Source organism: Bradyrhizobium sp. CCBAU 53421 (assembly GCF_015291625.1).
In the GTDB taxonomy this organism is placed as follows: Bacteria; Pseudomonadota; Alphaproteobacteria; order Rhizobiales; family Xanthobacteraceae; genus Bradyrhizobium.
The window spans coordinates 6,936,690-6,951,721 of the sequence record NZ_CP030047.1; the positions used below are offsets into that span (position 1 = coordinate 6,936,690).

16 protein-coding genes are annotated in these 15,032 nt (G+C 65.2%); 11 read left to right on the forward strand and 5 right to left on the reverse strand.

Annotated features, from left to right (window positions below; all coding sequences use genetic code 11):
- From XH92_RS32580 to XH92_RS32590, 3 genes are read left to right on the forward strand one after another with little or no spacing between them, the layout of a single operon-like run.
- Window positions 1-927: an ABC transporter permease gene (locus XH92_RS32580; RefSeq protein WP_194455795.1), complete on the forward strand. Its 927-nt coding sequence runs from the start codon at window positions 1-3 to the stop codon at window positions 925-927.
- 16 nt (window positions 928-943) lie between these two features.
- The gene (locus tag XH92_RS32585) at window positions 944-1,627 is read left to right on the forward strand and encodes a cysteine hydrolase family protein (protein ID WP_194455796.1); all 684 of its coding nucleotides are present in this window, start codon (window positions 944-946) and stop codon (window positions 1,625-1,627) included.
- On the forward strand, window positions 1,624-3,156 hold the full coding sequence (locus XH92_RS32590; RefSeq protein WP_194455797.1) for an ABC transporter ATP-binding protein: 1,533 nt from the start codon (window positions 1,624-1,626) through the stop codon (window positions 3,154-3,156). Before XH92_RS32585 ends, XH92_RS32590 begins: the two co-directional genes overlap by 4 nt.
- Before the next feature lie 207 nt (window positions 3,157-3,363).
- Here XH92_RS32590 and puuE read toward each other — a convergent pair whose 3' ends face one another.
- A complete protein-coding gene (puuE, locus tag XH92_RS32595) occupies window positions 3,364-4,302 on the reverse strand; it encodes an allantoinase PuuE (RefSeq protein WP_194455798.1) in 939 nt (312 codons plus the stop codon).
- Window position 4,303: 1 nt separating this feature from the next.
- Window positions 4,304-4,717 carry a DUF3830 family protein gene (locus XH92_RS32600; RefSeq protein WP_194455799.1) on the reverse strand — a complete coding sequence of 138 codons (414 nt, stop codon included), beginning with the start codon at window positions 4,715-4,717 and terminating at the stop codon, window positions 4,304-4,306.
- A 199-nt stretch (window positions 4,718-4,916) separates the two neighbouring features.
- On the opposite strand from XH92_RS32600, the gene XH92_RS32605 reads away from it, so the two are divergent.
- Window positions 4,917-5,651 carry an SDR family NAD(P)-dependent oxidoreductase gene (locus tag XH92_RS32605; RefSeq protein WP_194455800.1) on the forward strand — a complete coding sequence of 245 codons (735 nt, stop codon included), beginning with the start codon at window positions 4,917-4,919 and terminating at the stop codon, window positions 5,649-5,651.
- Window positions 5,652-5,882: 231 nt separating this feature from the next.
- Window positions 5,883-6,083, forward strand: a complete 201-nt coding sequence (locus XH92_RS32610) for a hypothetical protein (protein ID WP_194455801.1) — start codon at window positions 5,883-5,885, stop codon at window positions 6,081-6,083.
- Between the two features lie 12 nt (window positions 6,084-6,095).
- Here the strand turns inward: XH92_RS32610 and XH92_RS32615 are convergent, their stop codons facing one another.
- From XH92_RS32615 to XH92_RS32625, 3 genes are all read right to left on the reverse strand, one after another.
- Window positions 6,096-6,986 carry an aldose 1-epimerase family protein gene (locus XH92_RS32615; RefSeq protein ID WP_194455802.1) on the reverse strand — a complete coding sequence of 297 codons (891 nt, stop codon included), beginning with the start codon at window positions 6,984-6,986 and terminating at the stop codon, window positions 6,096-6,098.
- A gap of 105 nt (window positions 6,987-7,091) precedes the next feature.
- Window positions 7,092-7,859, reverse strand: coding sequence for an enoyl-CoA hydratase-related protein (locus tag XH92_RS32620; RefSeq protein WP_194455803.1), 768 nt, complete (start codon window positions 7,857-7,859; stop codon window positions 7,092-7,094).
- A gap of 77 nt (window positions 7,860-7,936) precedes the next feature.
- A complete protein-coding gene (locus XH92_RS32625; RefSeq protein ID WP_194455804.1) occupies window positions 7,937-8,371 on the reverse strand; it encodes a MarR family winged helix-turn-helix transcriptional regulator in 435 nt (144 codons plus the stop codon).
- A 263-nt stretch (window positions 8,372-8,634) separates the two neighbouring features.
- Between XH92_RS32625 and XH92_RS32630 the strand changes: the two genes are divergently transcribed.
- The 6 genes from XH92_RS32630 (at window position 8,635) to XH92_RS32655 (ending at window position 15,031) form a co-directional block, all read left to right on the forward strand.
- Window positions 8,635-9,534 (forward strand): CHAD domain-containing protein, encoded by a 900-nt coding sequence (locus XH92_RS32630; protein WP_246787786.1) that lies wholly within the window; start codon window positions 8,635-8,637, stop codon window positions 9,532-9,534.
- Between the two features lie 155 nt (window positions 9,535-9,689).
- On the forward strand, window positions 9,690-9,965 hold the full coding sequence (locus XH92_RS32635) for a helix-turn-helix transcriptional regulator (protein WP_194455805.1): 276 nt from the start codon (window positions 9,690-9,692) through the stop codon (window positions 9,963-9,965).
- Window positions 9,962-11,977, forward strand: a complete 2,016-nt coding sequence (gene hyfB / locus XH92_RS32640) for a hydrogenase 4 subunit B (protein WP_194455806.1) — start codon at window positions 9,962-9,964, stop codon at window positions 11,975-11,977. Before XH92_RS32635 ends, hyfB begins: the two co-directional genes overlap by 4 nt.
- Window positions 11,968-12,924, forward strand: coding sequence for a respiratory chain complex I subunit 1 family protein (locus XH92_RS32645; protein WP_194455807.1), 957 nt, complete (start codon window positions 11,968-11,970; stop codon window positions 12,922-12,924). The genes hyfB and XH92_RS32645 overlap by 10 nt, the downstream gene beginning before the upstream one ends.
- Window positions 12,924-13,586, forward strand: a complete 663-nt coding sequence (locus XH92_RS32650) for a hydrogenase-4 component E (protein ID WP_194455808.1) — start codon at window positions 12,924-12,926, stop codon at window positions 13,584-13,586. Before XH92_RS32645 ends, XH92_RS32650 begins: the two co-directional genes overlap by 1 nt.
- The gene (locus tag XH92_RS32655; RefSeq protein ID WP_194455809.1) at window positions 13,583-15,031 is read left to right on the forward strand and encodes a hydrogenase 4 subunit F; all 1,449 of its coding nucleotides are present in this window, start codon (window positions 13,583-13,585) and stop codon (window positions 15,029-15,031) included. Before XH92_RS32650 ends, XH92_RS32655 begins: the two co-directional genes overlap by 4 nt.
- The last annotated feature ends 1 nt before the right edge of the window (window position 15,032 follow it).

The following is a 15,032-nucleotide window of genomic DNA, read 5'->3' on the forward strand; positions in this document are numbered from 1 at the left end:
ATGGCGGATGCATCGCTCGGGCTCTGGACCGTCCCGCTCGCCGTGTTCGGCGGCGCCATCCGCGTCTCGACGCCGTTTTTGTTCGTCAGCCTCGGCGAATGCATCACCGAACGAAGTGGCCGCATCAATCTCGGCCTCGAGGGCACACTGGTGATGGGCGCGATGAGCGCCTACGGCATCTCATATCTCTCCGGCTCGCCATGGCTCGGGGTGCTCGCGGCCGGTATCACCGGCGCCCTGTTCGGCGCGCTGCATGCCGGGATCTGCTCGCTGCCGCGGGTCAACGACATCGCGGTCGGCATCGCGCTGATGCTGCTCGGAACCGGTTTGGCCTTCTTCCTCGGCAAGCCGCTGATCGAGCCGACGGCGGCAAGGCTGCCGGCGATCGATTTCGGCTGGTGGAGCGACATCCCGCAGGTGCGTGCGGCGCTGCGCATCAACGTGCTGTTCCTGATCGGTGTCGCCATCGCGCCGCTGCTCTATTGGGCGTTCAGGACCACGCGCTGGGGCCTGTTGATCCGCACCGCTGGCGAGAGCGCGGACGCCGCGCGGGCGATGGGCCATTCGGTGCTGTTGATCCGGCTGCGCGCCACCATGGTCGGCGGCTTCCTCGCCGGCATCGGCGGCTCGTTCCTGTCGCTGTTCTATCCCGGCAGCTGGAACGAAGGCCTCTCTTCGGGACAGGGCATCACTGCGGTCGCGCTGGTGATCTTCGCGCGCTGGGATCCGATGCTCTGCCTGTGGGCCTCGCTCGCGTTCGGCGGCGCCGCCGCGCTCGGGCCGGCGCTGCAATCGGTCGGCATCACCTCCGGCTACCACCTTTTCAACGCCGCGCCCTACATCCTGACCCTGGCGATCATGACCATCACCTGCTCGCCGAAGCGCACGCTGACCGGCGCGCCCGCCGAATTGTCCATCACCCGATAGACCGCGAGATCATTCCATGCCCGAGCGCTTCGTCAAATCCGAGCCCTACGCCTGGCCCTACAATGGCGACCTGCGGCCAGAGAATACCGCGCTCATCATCATCGACATGCAGACCGATTTCTGCGGCGTCGGCGGCTATGTCGACAAGATGGGCTACGACCTCTCGCTGACCCGCGCCCCGATCGAACCGATCAAGAAGCTGCTCGCGGTGATGCGCGCGCAGGGTTTTCACATCATCCACACCCGCGAAGGCCACCGCCCTGACCTCGCCGACCTGCCCGCCAACAAGCGCTGGCGCTCGCGCCAGATCGGCGCCGGCATCGGCGATCCCGGGCCCTGCGGCCGCATCCTGGTGCGCGGCGAGCCGGGTTGGGAGATCATTCCCGATCTCGCACCGCTGCCGGGCGAGCCCATCATCGACAAGCCCGGCAAGGGTTCGTTCTGCGCCACCGACCTCGAGCTGATGCTGCGGTTGCGCGGCATCGAGAACATCGTGCTGACCGGCATCACCACCGACGTCTGCGTCCACACCACGATGCGCGAGGCCAACGACCGCGGCTTCGAATGCGTGCTGGTCGAGGATTGCTGCGGCGCGACCGACAAAGGCAATCACGACCACGCGCTGAAGATGATCAAGATGCAGGGCGGCGTGTTCGGCGCGGTAACCAAATCCGCCGACCTGATCGGGGCGCTGTCGTGATCATCGGCGAACCGCCCGCGCCTTCAGGCGCTTTCGGCGTCGACGCCATCGCCATGACGATGCGGTTCGGCGACTTCGCAGCGCTCGACAATGTCGAGCTCAAGGTGCGGCCCGGCTCGTTTCATGCCTTGCTTGGTGAAAATGGCGCCGGCAAGAGCACGCTCGTCAAATGCATCATGGGCTACTACCACGCCACCGAAGGCGACATCCTGGTCGGTGGCCGCCAGCAGGCGATCGCCAATCCGAAGGACGCGCATGCGCTCGGGCTCGGCATGGTCTACCAGCACTTTACCCTGGTGCCCGCGATGACCGTCGCCGAGAACCTGGTGCTGGCGCGCGACGACGTGCCGGCCGTGGTCGACTGGCGCAAAGAGAAGAAGGAGCTCGAGGCCTTCCTGGCGCGGATGCCGTTCAAGGTGCCGCTCGACGCCAAAGTTTCCGACATCTCCGCCGGCGAGCGGCAAAAATGCGAGATCCTCAAGCAGCTCTATCTGAAGCGGCGCTTCCTGATCCTGGACGAGCCGACCTCGGTGCTGACGCCGGGCGAAGCCGACGAAGTGCTCGGCATGCTGCGCGCCATGGTGGTCGCGGGCGAGCTGACCATCCTGATGATCACCCACAAGTTCCGCGAGGTGATGGCGTTTGCCGATGACGTCACGATCCTGCGCCGCGGCAAGCTCGCCGGCAGCGGCCGGGTCGCCGATCTCACGCCGGACGAGATGGCCCGCACCATGATCGGCGCCGAGCAGTTGACGGTGCAGCCGCCGCGCACCGGCGAGACCGGCGCGCCGCGGCTCGAGCTCGACAAGCTCACCGCGCTCGACGATGCCGGCGCGATCGCCGTGCATGGCGTGTCGCTGACGGTGAAGAGCGGCGAGATCGTCGGCATCGCCGGCGTCTCCGGCAACGGCCAGCGCCAGCTGGTCGAGGTGCTGGCCGGCCAGCGCGAGGCCGAGAGCGGCGTGATCCGCGTCCAGGGCGAGGCCTATGCGGCGAGCCGAGAGGAGATGCGCCGCCACAAGATGTCGCTGCTGCCGGAGGAGCCGCTGAAGAATGCCTGCGTCGGCGGCATGAGCGTCGCCGACAACATCGCGTTCCGCGAGTTCGACCGCGCCCCGTTCGCGCGCGGCGGCTGGTGGCTCAATCGCTCGGCCTTCCGCGAAGACGCTACGCGCAAGATCAACCGCTACAAGATCAAGACCCGCACGCCGGAGACGCCGATCGCGGCGCTGTCCGGCGGCAATGTGCAGCGCGCGGTGCTGGCGCGCGAGCTTTCGGGCGACGTCGAGGTGCTGATCGCCGCCAACCCCTGCTTCGGGCTCGACTTCGCGGCGGTGGCGCAGATCCACGCCGAGATCATGGCCGCGCGCAACCGCGGCGCGGCGGTGCTGCTGGTCAGCGAAGACCTCGACGAACTGCTGGAATTGTCGGACCGGCTGGTCGTGATGTTCCACGGCGCCTTCGTCCACGAGGCCCGCGCCAGCGAGGCCGACCTCACGGAAATCGGCCGGCACATGGCCGGGCATTAGGATCTGAAGAGAACAGCAACCGCGACGGAACTGCACTCCCTCGCCCCGTTCTTACGGGGAGAGGGTTGGGGTGAGTGGCTGTCTCCGCATACACGGTGATAGCTGCGCTCGCGGAGACTCCCCCTCACCCGGATCGCATTTCATGCGATCCGACCTCTCCCCGCAAGCGGGGCGAGGTAAGAAGGAGCCTCACGCTCGAACCCGAACTCAGCCGATCTCGAATGCGTCCGCGGCGAGATATTTTAGATTGGCGTGCCAGTGTTCGGCGATCGCGAGCCGGGTCGGCACCCAGACGTGGTCGTGCTTCTGGATGTAGTCGAGGAAGCGCATCAGCGCGGCGGCGCGGCCGGGGCGGCCGACGACGCGGCAATGCAGGCCGACCGACATCATCTTCGGTCGCGTCGCGCCCTCGGCATAGAGCACGTCAAAACTGTCCTTCAGATAGGTGTAGAACTCGTCGCCGCCGCCAAAGCCCTGCGGGTTGATCAAGCGCATGTCGTTGGCATCGAGCGTGTAAGGGATCACGAGATGCGGCTCGGTGCCGGCGGCCTTGATCCAGTACGGCAGATCGTCGGCATAGGAATCGCAGAGATAGCGCAGCTCGCCCGCCTCCATCAGAAGCCGCAGCGTATTGATCGAGGAGCGTCCGGTGTACCAGCCGAGCGGCCGCGCGCCGGTCGCTTCGGTATGCACGGCGATAGCGCGGGTGATCTCCGCGCGCTCCTCGTCCTCCGACATGTCCTTGTGCTCGATCCAGCGCAGGCTGTGGCTTGCGATGTCCCAGCCTGCTTCCTGCATCGCTGCCACGACGTCCGGATTGCGCTTCAGCGCCATCGCGACGCCGAACACCGTCGTCGGCAGCTTGCGCTCGGTGAACATCCGCCACAGCCGCCAGAAGCCGGCGCGCGAGCCGTATTCGAACATCGTCTCGATATTGGCGTGACGCTGCCCGACCCAGGGCTGTGCACCCAGCACGTCGGACAGGAACGCTTCCGACGCGCGATCTCCGTGCAGGATGTTGTTCTCGCCGCCCTCCTCGAAATTGACCACGAACTGCACGGCGACGCGCGCAGCGTCGGGCCATTTCGGATCCGGCGGGTTGCGGCCGTAGCCGCGGAGATCGCGCGGATAGCGGGCCTCGGTCACATCAGATTTCCTCGAAGCGGACGTTCTGCGCGCCCTTCCACAACACGGTCTTGCCGAAGGCGGTGAGGTTTTCCAGCCCCGAGGTCAGCGTGATGAAATGATTGCCGGCGAGCTGGCCCATCTTGCTGGCAAAATGCACGCCGCCATAGGCGAGCAGGATCTCGGTCTCGCTGATGCCGCCCGGATAGAGGATGATCTGGCCCGGCGCCGGATAGCTGGTGTGGTTCTCGTAGGAGACGCCGAAGTCGAGATCGCCGAGCGGCATCCAGACGCCCTCGCCGCTCCAGCGCACATGGATCGCCTGGCTCTCGAACGGCATCGCCTCGCGGAAGGCGGCGACCGTCTTCGGCGCGAGCTGCTCCTCGAAACGGGCGTCAAAGGTGAACTCGCCGGCGCGGACAATCAGTTTGCTCATCGAACTCTCGTGGGTGGGCTGGACGGAATGATGCCCCAACCTTTGACGCCGGCCCGCGCCGGACGCAAGGCCGATTCCGGCTCCCGATGCCGGTTTTTTGCCGCAATGGCGCCTGCGGCAACGCAGATTTGAGCAGGGTTGCGTTGCACCTCGCCTCCCCGTTTGCGAACCTCTCCGCACTCGCAAAGGAGGACGGCCGATGACAACAGACAGTCTGCACGGACATGTGGCGCTGGTGACCGGCGGCTCGCGCGGCATTGGTGCTGCCATCGTCAAGATGCTGGCGGAAGCGGGCGCTGCCGTCGCCATCAACTACCGCGAACGGTCGGCTGAAGCGGAAACGCTGGCAAAGGGCATCGTCGCCGCCGGCGGACGGGCTGTCGCCTTTGCCGCCGATGTCTCGGAAGCGGCGGCTGTCACGGGGCTGGTCGAGCGCGCCAAATCCGAGCTCGGTCCGGTCGACATCCTCGTCAACAATGCGGGGATCGCGATCGTCAGGGGTGTCGATGACCTCACGGAGGAGGATTTCGACCGCACCATCACGGTCAATCTCAAATCGGCATTTCTCTGCACGCAGGCGGTGCTGCCGATGATGCGCACCCGGAAATGGGGCCGCATCGTCAACATCTCTTCGGGTGCGGCGCGCGGCGCCGGCGCGATCGGCCCGCATTACAACGCGTCGAAGGCGGCGATGGAGGGCATGACCCGCGGCTATGCCGCGCGCCTCGTCAAGGAGGGCATCACGGTCAACGCCGTCGCGCCATCCCTGATCGAGACCGACATGATGAAGGGACAGAGCGGCCTCGTCAGCCGGATCCCGATCGGCCGCTTCGGCACCGCCGAGGAGGTCGCGCAGGCCGTGATGCTGCTGGTCAACAATCCCTACATGACCGGCCAGACCATCGCGATGAGCGGCGGCATGGCGTTCAACTAGAGCGTTTTCGAGCGAAGTGGCTACCGGTTCGCGTGAAGAAAACGCGTCAGAACAGGAATCCAGAGTCCCGTTCCGATTCCATCGGAACGGGACTCTAGGGTTCCCGAGCAGCCTCGACGGCATCGAACGTTGGACCTGCGGCACATCACCGGCGCTGTCATCAAACCATGGCAGGAACTGTGCTTGCCTGTAACAGTTGTCCGCTTGGCGAAACCGGATTTGGAGCTTGTCGTGATCGATCCGAAAACGCTTCTCGAACGCGCCGCGCAACTGGCTGATCAGGCCAAGGGCGAGGAAGATGCCGGCGTCCGCGAGCGGCTGCTACGCATGGCCGACCATTATCGCGATCTCGCCGCGCACGAGGCCTGGGCGCACGAAAATCCGCCATCGGTGAGCGCGATCACCAGCGCACTCACCCCCCGCGCACATTGATCTGATTTTCTATCAGCTCACGCGAATACGATAGCTCAGCGACTGACGTGCGCCCGGCGCGATGTGCATCAAGCCAGGCTTGTCGGCGAACTCGCCATCGAACTCCGCCGGGCTCGCATATCCGTGCCACGGCTCGATGCAGAGGAACGGCGCGCCGCCGACCTTCGACCAGATGCCGAGTTCGCGGAAGCCGCGCCAGGAAATTTCGATCGCCGGGCCTTGCGTGGCTGCTGCCGGGCCTAGTGTCGCCGTGAAGAGGATCGATGTACTTGCGACCTGATCGAAGACCATCGCGTCGTCATCGAACAGCTCCTCCGACAGCGCAAGCGTTCTGCCCTTGGCCGGATTGGGTTCAGGCTGCCGCCGCATCAATCCACCCTTCAACCGCCGGATCGGCGCGGGTTCAGTCTTGTCGAAAGTCAGCGTGTAAGCCTCCTTCGGCAGCCCCGGCACCAGCGGCCAGTTGAAAGCGGGATGACCGCCGAGCGAAGCGGGCAGCATGTCGTCGCCGGTGTTGATGATGTCGAAGGCCACGTCGAGGTCGCCATCACCGACGGTGTAGGTAATCTCGAGCCTGAACGCGAAGGGGTAGCGCGCACGGGTTTCCGCATCGTCGGTGAGCGCGAGCTTGCACGATCGCGCGCCCTGCTCCAGCCAGTTGAAGCGACGATCCCGCGCAAAGCCGTGCTGCGTCATCGGATAGGTCTTGCCACGACAGCGCAGCGCGTCGTTCTTCAACCGGCCGACGATCGGGAACAGGATCGGCGCATGGCGCGGCCATTGCGGGCGGGCCTGCCACAGCAACTCGGCTCCTTCGGCATTCCTGAGCGATGACAGCTCCGCGCCCTGCGCCAATATGGTCGCGGTGATCCCATCACCGCGCAGCGTGTGACTGTCGCTCATGCCTCGCCTCGCCGGTTGCACCGTCCTTGACACGAGATGTTCGATGCCGGCGACGCCGTCAACCCCAAAGCGATGGGGCCGCCCACGCCGGCGGCCCCATCTTGGCTACCCGGTGATCTTCGAGAAATCAGGCTGGCGCCGCTCGGCGAAGGCGGCAAAGGCCTCGCGCGCTTCCGCGCTCATCAGCCGTTGCTGGAAGATTTCGCCCTCACGCGCCATCTGCGCGCTGATCCCAGCGGGATCGCGCATCAACGCCTTGGTGTGCTGGAGTGAGCCGAACGGCCGCTTCGCCAGCGCGTCCGCCGCCGCACGTGCCCTGGCTCGGAGGTCCGCGAGCGGCACCACGGCGTTGGCGAGGCCGATGGAAACCGCAGTCTCCGCCTCGACCGGTTCGCCGAGCGCGAACATCGCATAGGCCCGCGCGTAGCCGATGCGCTGCGGCAGCAGATAGGTCGACGCCGCCTCCGGCACCAGCGCAAGATTGACGAACGGCGTGATCAGCCGCGCGGTCGGTGCGAGGTAGACGAGATCGCAATGCAGCAGCATGGTGGTGCCGATGCCGACCGCATTGCCCTGCACGGCGGCAACCAGCGGCCGCGTCGCCTTGGCGAGGCCGGCGAGGAAGCGCGACACGTGGCGCTCGCCCTGCACGCCGCGCGACACCGCCGCGAAATCGGCAAGGTCATTGCCTGCGGTAAAGCTGTCGCCGTCGCCCTGCAGCAGCACGGCGCGGATCGCGGAATCGCCTTCCGCGCGTTCGAGCGCATCGGCCATCGCGCCATACATCGCGTTGGTGATCGCATTCTTCTTGTCCGGACGCGCCATCGTCACGGTGAGAACGCCACCGTCCAGCGTCACGACCACTTCACTCATGTCTCACTCCTGTTGCTTTCATGTTGTTCGACGCGTTTTCTCGACGCGAATGGGTACCGGATTCGTTTGAAAATGCTCTAGCCGTCCTTGTCCTTTGGAAACTTGTCTTGCAGGCTGGTCAGCCAGCGCGACACCACGTCGATCTCCGCTTCCGAAAATCCGTCCATCAGGCGATTGTTGATCACCCGGGTTCGCGTCGCGGCGCGCTTGCCGAGCTCCTGCCCCGCCGCGGTTAGATGCAGCCGCTGGCTGCGTCCGTCCTCGCCGTCGCGCCGGCGCCTGACGAGGCCCGCACGCTCCATCCGGTCGGCGAGACCGGACATCGCCGAGGGCACGATGTCGAGCGCCTGCGAGACGTCGCCGATCAGCGCGCCGTCATTGCGCCCGAGGAAGAACAGCACACCCGCCTGCGCCGACGACAGATCATGCGCAGCCGTCTCCTGATCGATGGCGCGCTGCAGTCGCCGATAGGCCACGGTCAGAAGAAAGATCAGCCGGTGTTCCGCTCTCATGCCTCCGTTATATATTTCGTACGCGAAATATCAAGGTATTTCGTGCACGAAATATCTTGATATCTGGCGCGCGCAGACCGAGCCTCACGGACTGACCTGATTGAGCCCCGCGACCGCGTTGATTGCGACATTTTGAACGCGTCACTGGATCGCTGCACTGCGTTCAAGCAGAAAACCCTTGATCGACAACGGTCAAACGGGAAATCTTGCGCCCGGGAGCCCAAGTGTCGCGCTTGCGGATCGGCCGGGGTCACGAGAGTGTCATGACGTCAGCGGCAAGTTCGGACAGGGAGCGCGTTGTCCGCCCGAAGCGGCCGCGCCATCTCAGCGAAGCCATGCGTTGTGAGACCGCGTTTCGCCTGATCCTGTCCGAATGTCTCGAGGAAGTCGCGACCAACCACGAGGCGTTGAGCTCCGGCGATCCGGCCGCGCTCCACCAGACCCGCATTGCACTGACGCGGCTGAAGGCGGCGGTCGCCTTCTACGGCCCGATGGTGGCGGACACCGAATGGACGCGACTGAAGTCCGAGTTGAAATGGCTGAGCGCTCATCTCGGCGCAACGCGCGACCTCGACGTCGCGATCGGGAACAGCAAGGGGCTGCCGGAAGAGCACATGCTCCAGACGGCGCGAACCGACGCGTTCGAAGCGCTCAAGGACGCCTTGCAAAGCGACCGTTACTGGCAATGGTTCGACGGCATGTGGGACTGGGTCGGTAGCGGCCCCTGGGCCGCGCGGCAGGACCGCCGCGCCGCGCAACGGCGCGCCGTACCGGTGTCGGTCTTTCACGCGCGCCGGCTGGCGCGGTGGCATGGCAAACTGTGCCAGAAGAGCCGCGGGCTGCAGGGCATGGGCAAGAACAAGCGCCACCGCGTCCGGCTCGCCAGCAAGCGGCTGCGCTACGCCATCGAGTTCTCGGAAGGCGGATTGCCGCCCGACGAATACGCGTCATGGCGGACCGTGCTGAAGCATCTGCGCAAGGGACAACAACTGCTCGGCGAATTGAACGATGACGAGGTGCGCCGCGCGCTGCTCGAAAGTGCCGATGCCCTCGCGCAGCGCGCTCACGAGCGCAAGGCCAAGCATCAGCGCGTGCACGAGCGCAAGCGCAAGAGCCGGCTGCTGCGCCGCGCCGCAGACGTCTACCGGAAGATCGCCGACTGAGCGCGCATCAGCGCATCGGAGACGGCGCGGATGCGGCCCGAGCCTGCGTTCAAAAATGATGTATGAAACATCATTTATTACTCTTGTAGCATTACTACTTGTTGTGCATAAATGACATTCAAATAGACCCGACTCTCAATCGACGGCCCCAATCGATGATCACCGCGGCGCAGCTCCGGGCTGCCAGAGCCTTGCTTGGCATCGACCAACGGCAGCTCGCCGAGCTGTCCGGACTTTCGGTGCCGACCATCCAGCGCATGGAGGCGAGCGAGGGCACCATCCGCGGCAATGTCGACTCGCTGGTGAAACTGATCGACGCGCTCGGCACCGCCGGCGTCGAAGTCATCAACGAGGGCGCCGTCAGTGGCGGCGGCGGCGGCCGCGGCGTGCGATTGAAGGCCGGATCCGGCTCGCCGAAGGTGCAGACATGAACCCGGGGGTCGCTCAGCAGATCTGGTGTGTCGCCGCGCTGCTGGGAACGACCGCTCTCGCGATCGCAGCGAGCAGATCGCGCCGATCGACTGCCATCGTCTACGGCGCGACCTTTGCGATTTCGTTGGTGGCATTGGCCGGGGCCCTGTTCGCGCTCGTCACCCAGGCCAGCGCGACGGAACTGGTATTGCCGGTCGGCTTGCCGTGGCTGGGATCGCATTTCCGCCTCGATGCGCTCGCAGCCTTCTTCCTCGCCGTGGTCAATCTCGGCGGCGCCGCTGCAAGTCTTTATGGCCTCGGCTACGGCAGCCACGAATCCGCACCGCAGCGCATTCTTCCCTTCTTTCCGGCATTCCTGGCCGGGATGAATCTCGTCGTGCTTGCCGACGACGCGTTCACCTACCTGCTGTGCTGGGAATTCATGTCGCTCGCGTCCTGGGCGCTCGTCATGGCGCACCACCGTGACCCGGACAATGCCCGGGCGGGCTATGTCTATCTCGTGATGGCGAGCTTCGGAACGCTGGCTTTGTTGCTCGCCTTCGGCCTGCTGTCGGGAGCCGCTGGCGGCTACAATTTTGCGGCCATCCGCGGCGTCCAGCACACGCCGTCCGAAGCCGCGCTGGTGCTCGCGCTGATGCTGCTCGGCGCCGGATCGAAAGCCGGCCTGGTCCCGCTGCACGTATGGCTGCCGCTGGCGCATCCCGCGGCACCGAGCCATGTCTCGGCGCTCATGAGCGGCGTGATGACGAAGGTCGCCATCTACGGATTCATCCGGGTCGCGTTCGATCTGCTCGGGCCGCCAAGCTGGTCGGCGGGTGTCGTCGTGCTCATCCTGGGCGGTGCGACCGCCGTCATCGGAATTCTCTACGCGCTGATGGAGAACGATCTCAAGCGTCTGCTCGCCTACAGCACGATCGAGAACATCGGCGTCATCTTCGCAAGCCTCGGCCTGGCGCTGGCATTTCAGGCGAACGGCCTCGGTCTGGCAGCCGCCCTCGCCTTCACGGCGGCGCTGTTCCACGTCCTCAACCATTCGTTCTTCAAGAGCCTGCTGTTCTTCGGAGCCGGCGCCGTGCTGACGTCGACCGGCGAACGCGACATGGAGAAGCTGGGCGGCCTGATCCACCGCATGCCGCTCACGAGCTTCGTCTTTCTCGTCGGCTGCGTTGCGATCTCGGCGCTTCCGCCATTCAACGGATTCGTATCGGAATGGCTGATGTTTCAGGCCGTCCTGCAGAGCCCCGACCTGCCGCAATGGCTGCTGAAGATCATGGTGCCGGCGGTCGGCGCCTTGCTGGCGCTGGCGGCGGCACTCGCCGCCGCATGCTTCGTCAAGGCCTTCGGAATCACGTTCCTCGGTCGCGCGCGGAGCCCGGCCGCGGAAGCCGCCGGCGAGGTCGATCGCTATTCGCTCGCTGCGATGTTCAGTCTCGCTGCGCTCTGCTTCCTCGCGGGCGTTCTGCCGGGCGTTGTGATCGACGCGCTCTCGCCGGTCGCGCAGGCCATGATCGGCCACCGGATGCCGGTTCAGGCGAACGACCCCTGGCTCTCGATCGTGCCGATCGAGGAGAGCCGCAGTTCCTACAACGGATTGCTCGTCTTTGTCTTCATCAGCGCTGCGGCCTCGCTTGCGGTGTATTTCATCCATCGCTTTGCCTCGCGCGCGATCCGGCGCGGACCCGCCTGGGGCTGCGGCTTCGACGATCCGACACCGGCGGCGCAGTATTCCGGAGCGAGCTTCGTGCAGCCGATCCGCCGCGTCTTCGGCACGCTGGTCTTCCAGGCCCGCGAGCATGTCGACATGCCCGCACCCGGCGACATGCGGCCAGCCCGTTTCAAGGTTGATATGCACGATCTGGTCTGGGAGCGCCTGTACACGCCCGTGACCGAAGCGGTGTGGTTTTTCGCCGATCGGCTGAACCAGCTCCAGTTCCTGACCATCCGCCGCTATCTCAGTCTGGTGTTCGCAACCCTCGTCACACTGCTGCTGGTGCTCGCGATATGGTCGTGATCTCGGACATCTTCGTTCAGCTTGGCCAGATGGCGCTTGTGCTGCTGCTCGCGCCGCTCCTGACCGGCGTCGTGCGCAAGATCAAGGCCCGCTTGCTCCGCCGAAGGGGACCGTCGATCTTTCAACCCTACCGCGACCTGCTACGGCTGCTGCGCAAGGAGGTCGTCCTCGCCGAAAACGCGTCCTGGCTGTTCCGTGTCACGCCCTATGTGACGTTCGCGGCCATCTGGGTCGCCGCAGCGCTGGTCCCGACATTTGCGTCCGGCCTGCAATTCAGCTGGAATGCCGACCTGATCGCGATCGTCGCCCTGCTCGGCAGCGCGCGCTTCTTCCTCGCGCTTGCCGGCATGGACGTCGGCATCAGCTTCGGCGGCATCGGCTCCAGCCGCGAGGTGATGATCGCCGCGCTCGCTGAGCCGGCCATGTTGTTGATGGTGTTCTGCGTCGCGCTGATTGCCGGCTCGACCCAGCTATCGACGGTCGCGACCTTCATGGCGTCATCCGAAGTGGGACTGCGCGTTTCGCTCGGCATGGCGATGATCGCACTGATCATGGTAGCGCTCGCCGAGAATGCCCGCATTCCGGTCGACAACCCGGCGACGCATCTGGAGCTGACCATGGTGCACGAGGCGATGATCCTCGAGTATTCCGGGCGTCACCTCGCCATGATCGAGTTCGGCGCCTTCCTCAAGCTGCTGCTCTACATCTCCCTGATCATCTGCGTGTTCTTCCCCTGGCAGATCACCACCGAAGGCGCGGGTCCGCTGTCCTATCTGGTGAGCGTCGCCGCCTATATCCTCAAGCTTGCGGTCGCAAGCTTCCTGCTTGCCGTGTTCGAGACCGCGACCGCGAAGGTGCGGGTCTTCCGTGTCCCCGAGTTCCTCGGCGCCGCACTGATGCTCGGCCTGCTCGGCACGCTGCTTCGGTTCGTGTCACGGGGCTTCTGATGCACAACCTCGCCTTCGACATCGCCCATCTGCTCGCCGGCGGGCTCGTCCTGATCAGCTTCATGATGCTCTACCAGGACCGCCTGTATGCGCTGCTGAACATCTTCGCCCTTCATGCGGTGGTGCTCGCAGCTTCGGTCGCCTGGCAGGCCTTCATCCAGAATGCGCCGCATCTCTACGTGACGGCGGTGATCGCGCTGGTCTTCAAGGCGACCATCATCCCGGTGGCGCTGCACCGGATCGTCAGGCAGCTCGGCATCCATCGCGATATCGAGACCTCGGTAGGTATCGGCTTGACCATGCTGGCAGGCATGGGGCTCGTCGCCCTTTCCATGATGGTGATGTTGCGCGTGACCGGCGGCGCCGATCCGCTGGCGAGGGAAGACCTCGCCTTCGCGCTGTCGGTGGTGCTGCTGGGATTGCTCGTCATGGTGACGCGGCGCAACGCCGTCAGCCAGGTCGTCGGCTTCATGTCGCTGGAGAACGGCCTGGTGCTGGCCGCGACCGGCGCCAAGGGTATGCCGCTCGTCGTGGAAATCAGCGTCGCGTTTTCGATCCTGATCGCATTTATCGTGATCGGCGTGTTCCTGTTCCGGATTCGGGAGCGGTTCGACACCGTCGACGTCGGTGCGCTCGATGAATTCAGGGGAGAGCGTCGATGACTGCTGCATCCGATGCCGTCGCCTGGGTTCTGCTGATACCGATCTGTGCCGCGGCGGTGCTGGCGGTGCTGCCTGGCTACCGGCTGACCGCGGGGATCAATATCCTGGCCAGTCTTGGCACCTTGCTGGCCGCGCTTTCGCTGCTCGTCATCGAGCGCCCGCAGCCCGGCCAATACCTGCTGATCGACGATCTCAACATCGTCTTCATCGTGCTCAACACCTTCGTGGGATTCACGACCAGCGTGTTCAGTGCGAGCTACATCGCCCATGAACTCGAAACCGGACGGCTGACGCCCGGCTACCTGCGATTCTACCATGCCATGTATCAGGTCATGATGTTCGGCATGAACCTCGCATTCGTGTCGAACAATATCGGCCTGATGTGGGTTGCAGTCGAGATCGCCACGCTGACCACCGTCCTGATGGTCGGCATCTACCGGACCCATGCGGCGCTGGAGGCGGCCTGGAAGTATTTCATACTCGGCAGCGTCGGTATCGCGCTCGCGCTGTTCGGCACGATCCTGGTCTACATGGCCGCGCTGCCGGTCATCGGCGAGGGTCAGGACGCCATGGTGTGGACGGTGTTGATCAGCCGCGCGGCGACGTTCGACCCGGCATTGCTCAACGTCGCCTTCATCTTCCTGCTGCTCGGATATGGGACCAAGGTTGGCCTGGCGCCGCTGCACGCCTGGCTTCCGGATGCGCATGCCGAAGGCCCGACGCCGATCTCCGCCGTGCTGTCCGGCCTGCTACTCAACGTCGCGCTCTATGCGGTGCTTCGCTTCAAGATCCTACTCGCCGCCAATCCTGACGCGATATCGCCGGGCCCGCTGATGGTGACGATGGGGCTGACCTCGCTGATGTTCGCGGCCTTCATGCTTTACCGCCGTCGCGACATCAAGCGGCTGTTTGCCTATTCCTCGATCGAGCACATGGGCATCATCGTGTTTGCGTTCGGCATGGGCGGACCGCTCGCCAACTTTGCCGGCCTGCTGCACATGGTGATGCACAGCCTCACCAAGTCGGGAATCTTCTACGCAGTCGGTCACATCGCGCAGGTGAAGGGCACGCAGCGGATCGCCAACATTCGCGGCCTGACTGAAACCCATCCCGCACTCGGCTGGAGCCTCGTGATCGGCGTGGTCGCGATCGCCGGTCTGCCGCCGCTCGGCATCTTCATGAGCGAATTCCTCATCGTCAGCTCCACCTTCGCGCGCCAGCCGCTGCTCGCCATACCGCTGGTGTTCGGCCTGCTGCTCGCTTTCGGCGCGCTGATCCTGCGCCTGACCAGCCTCGCGTTCGGCGAGCCGCGCGGCAATGCCGCGCCGGCGGATGCGTCCTATTTGCCGATGTTCGCGCATTTCGCGCTGGTGCTGACCGCGGGCATCTACCTTCCGGGACCGCTGGTTGTCTGGTTCCAGCACGTCGCCAACCTTCTGGGTTAGC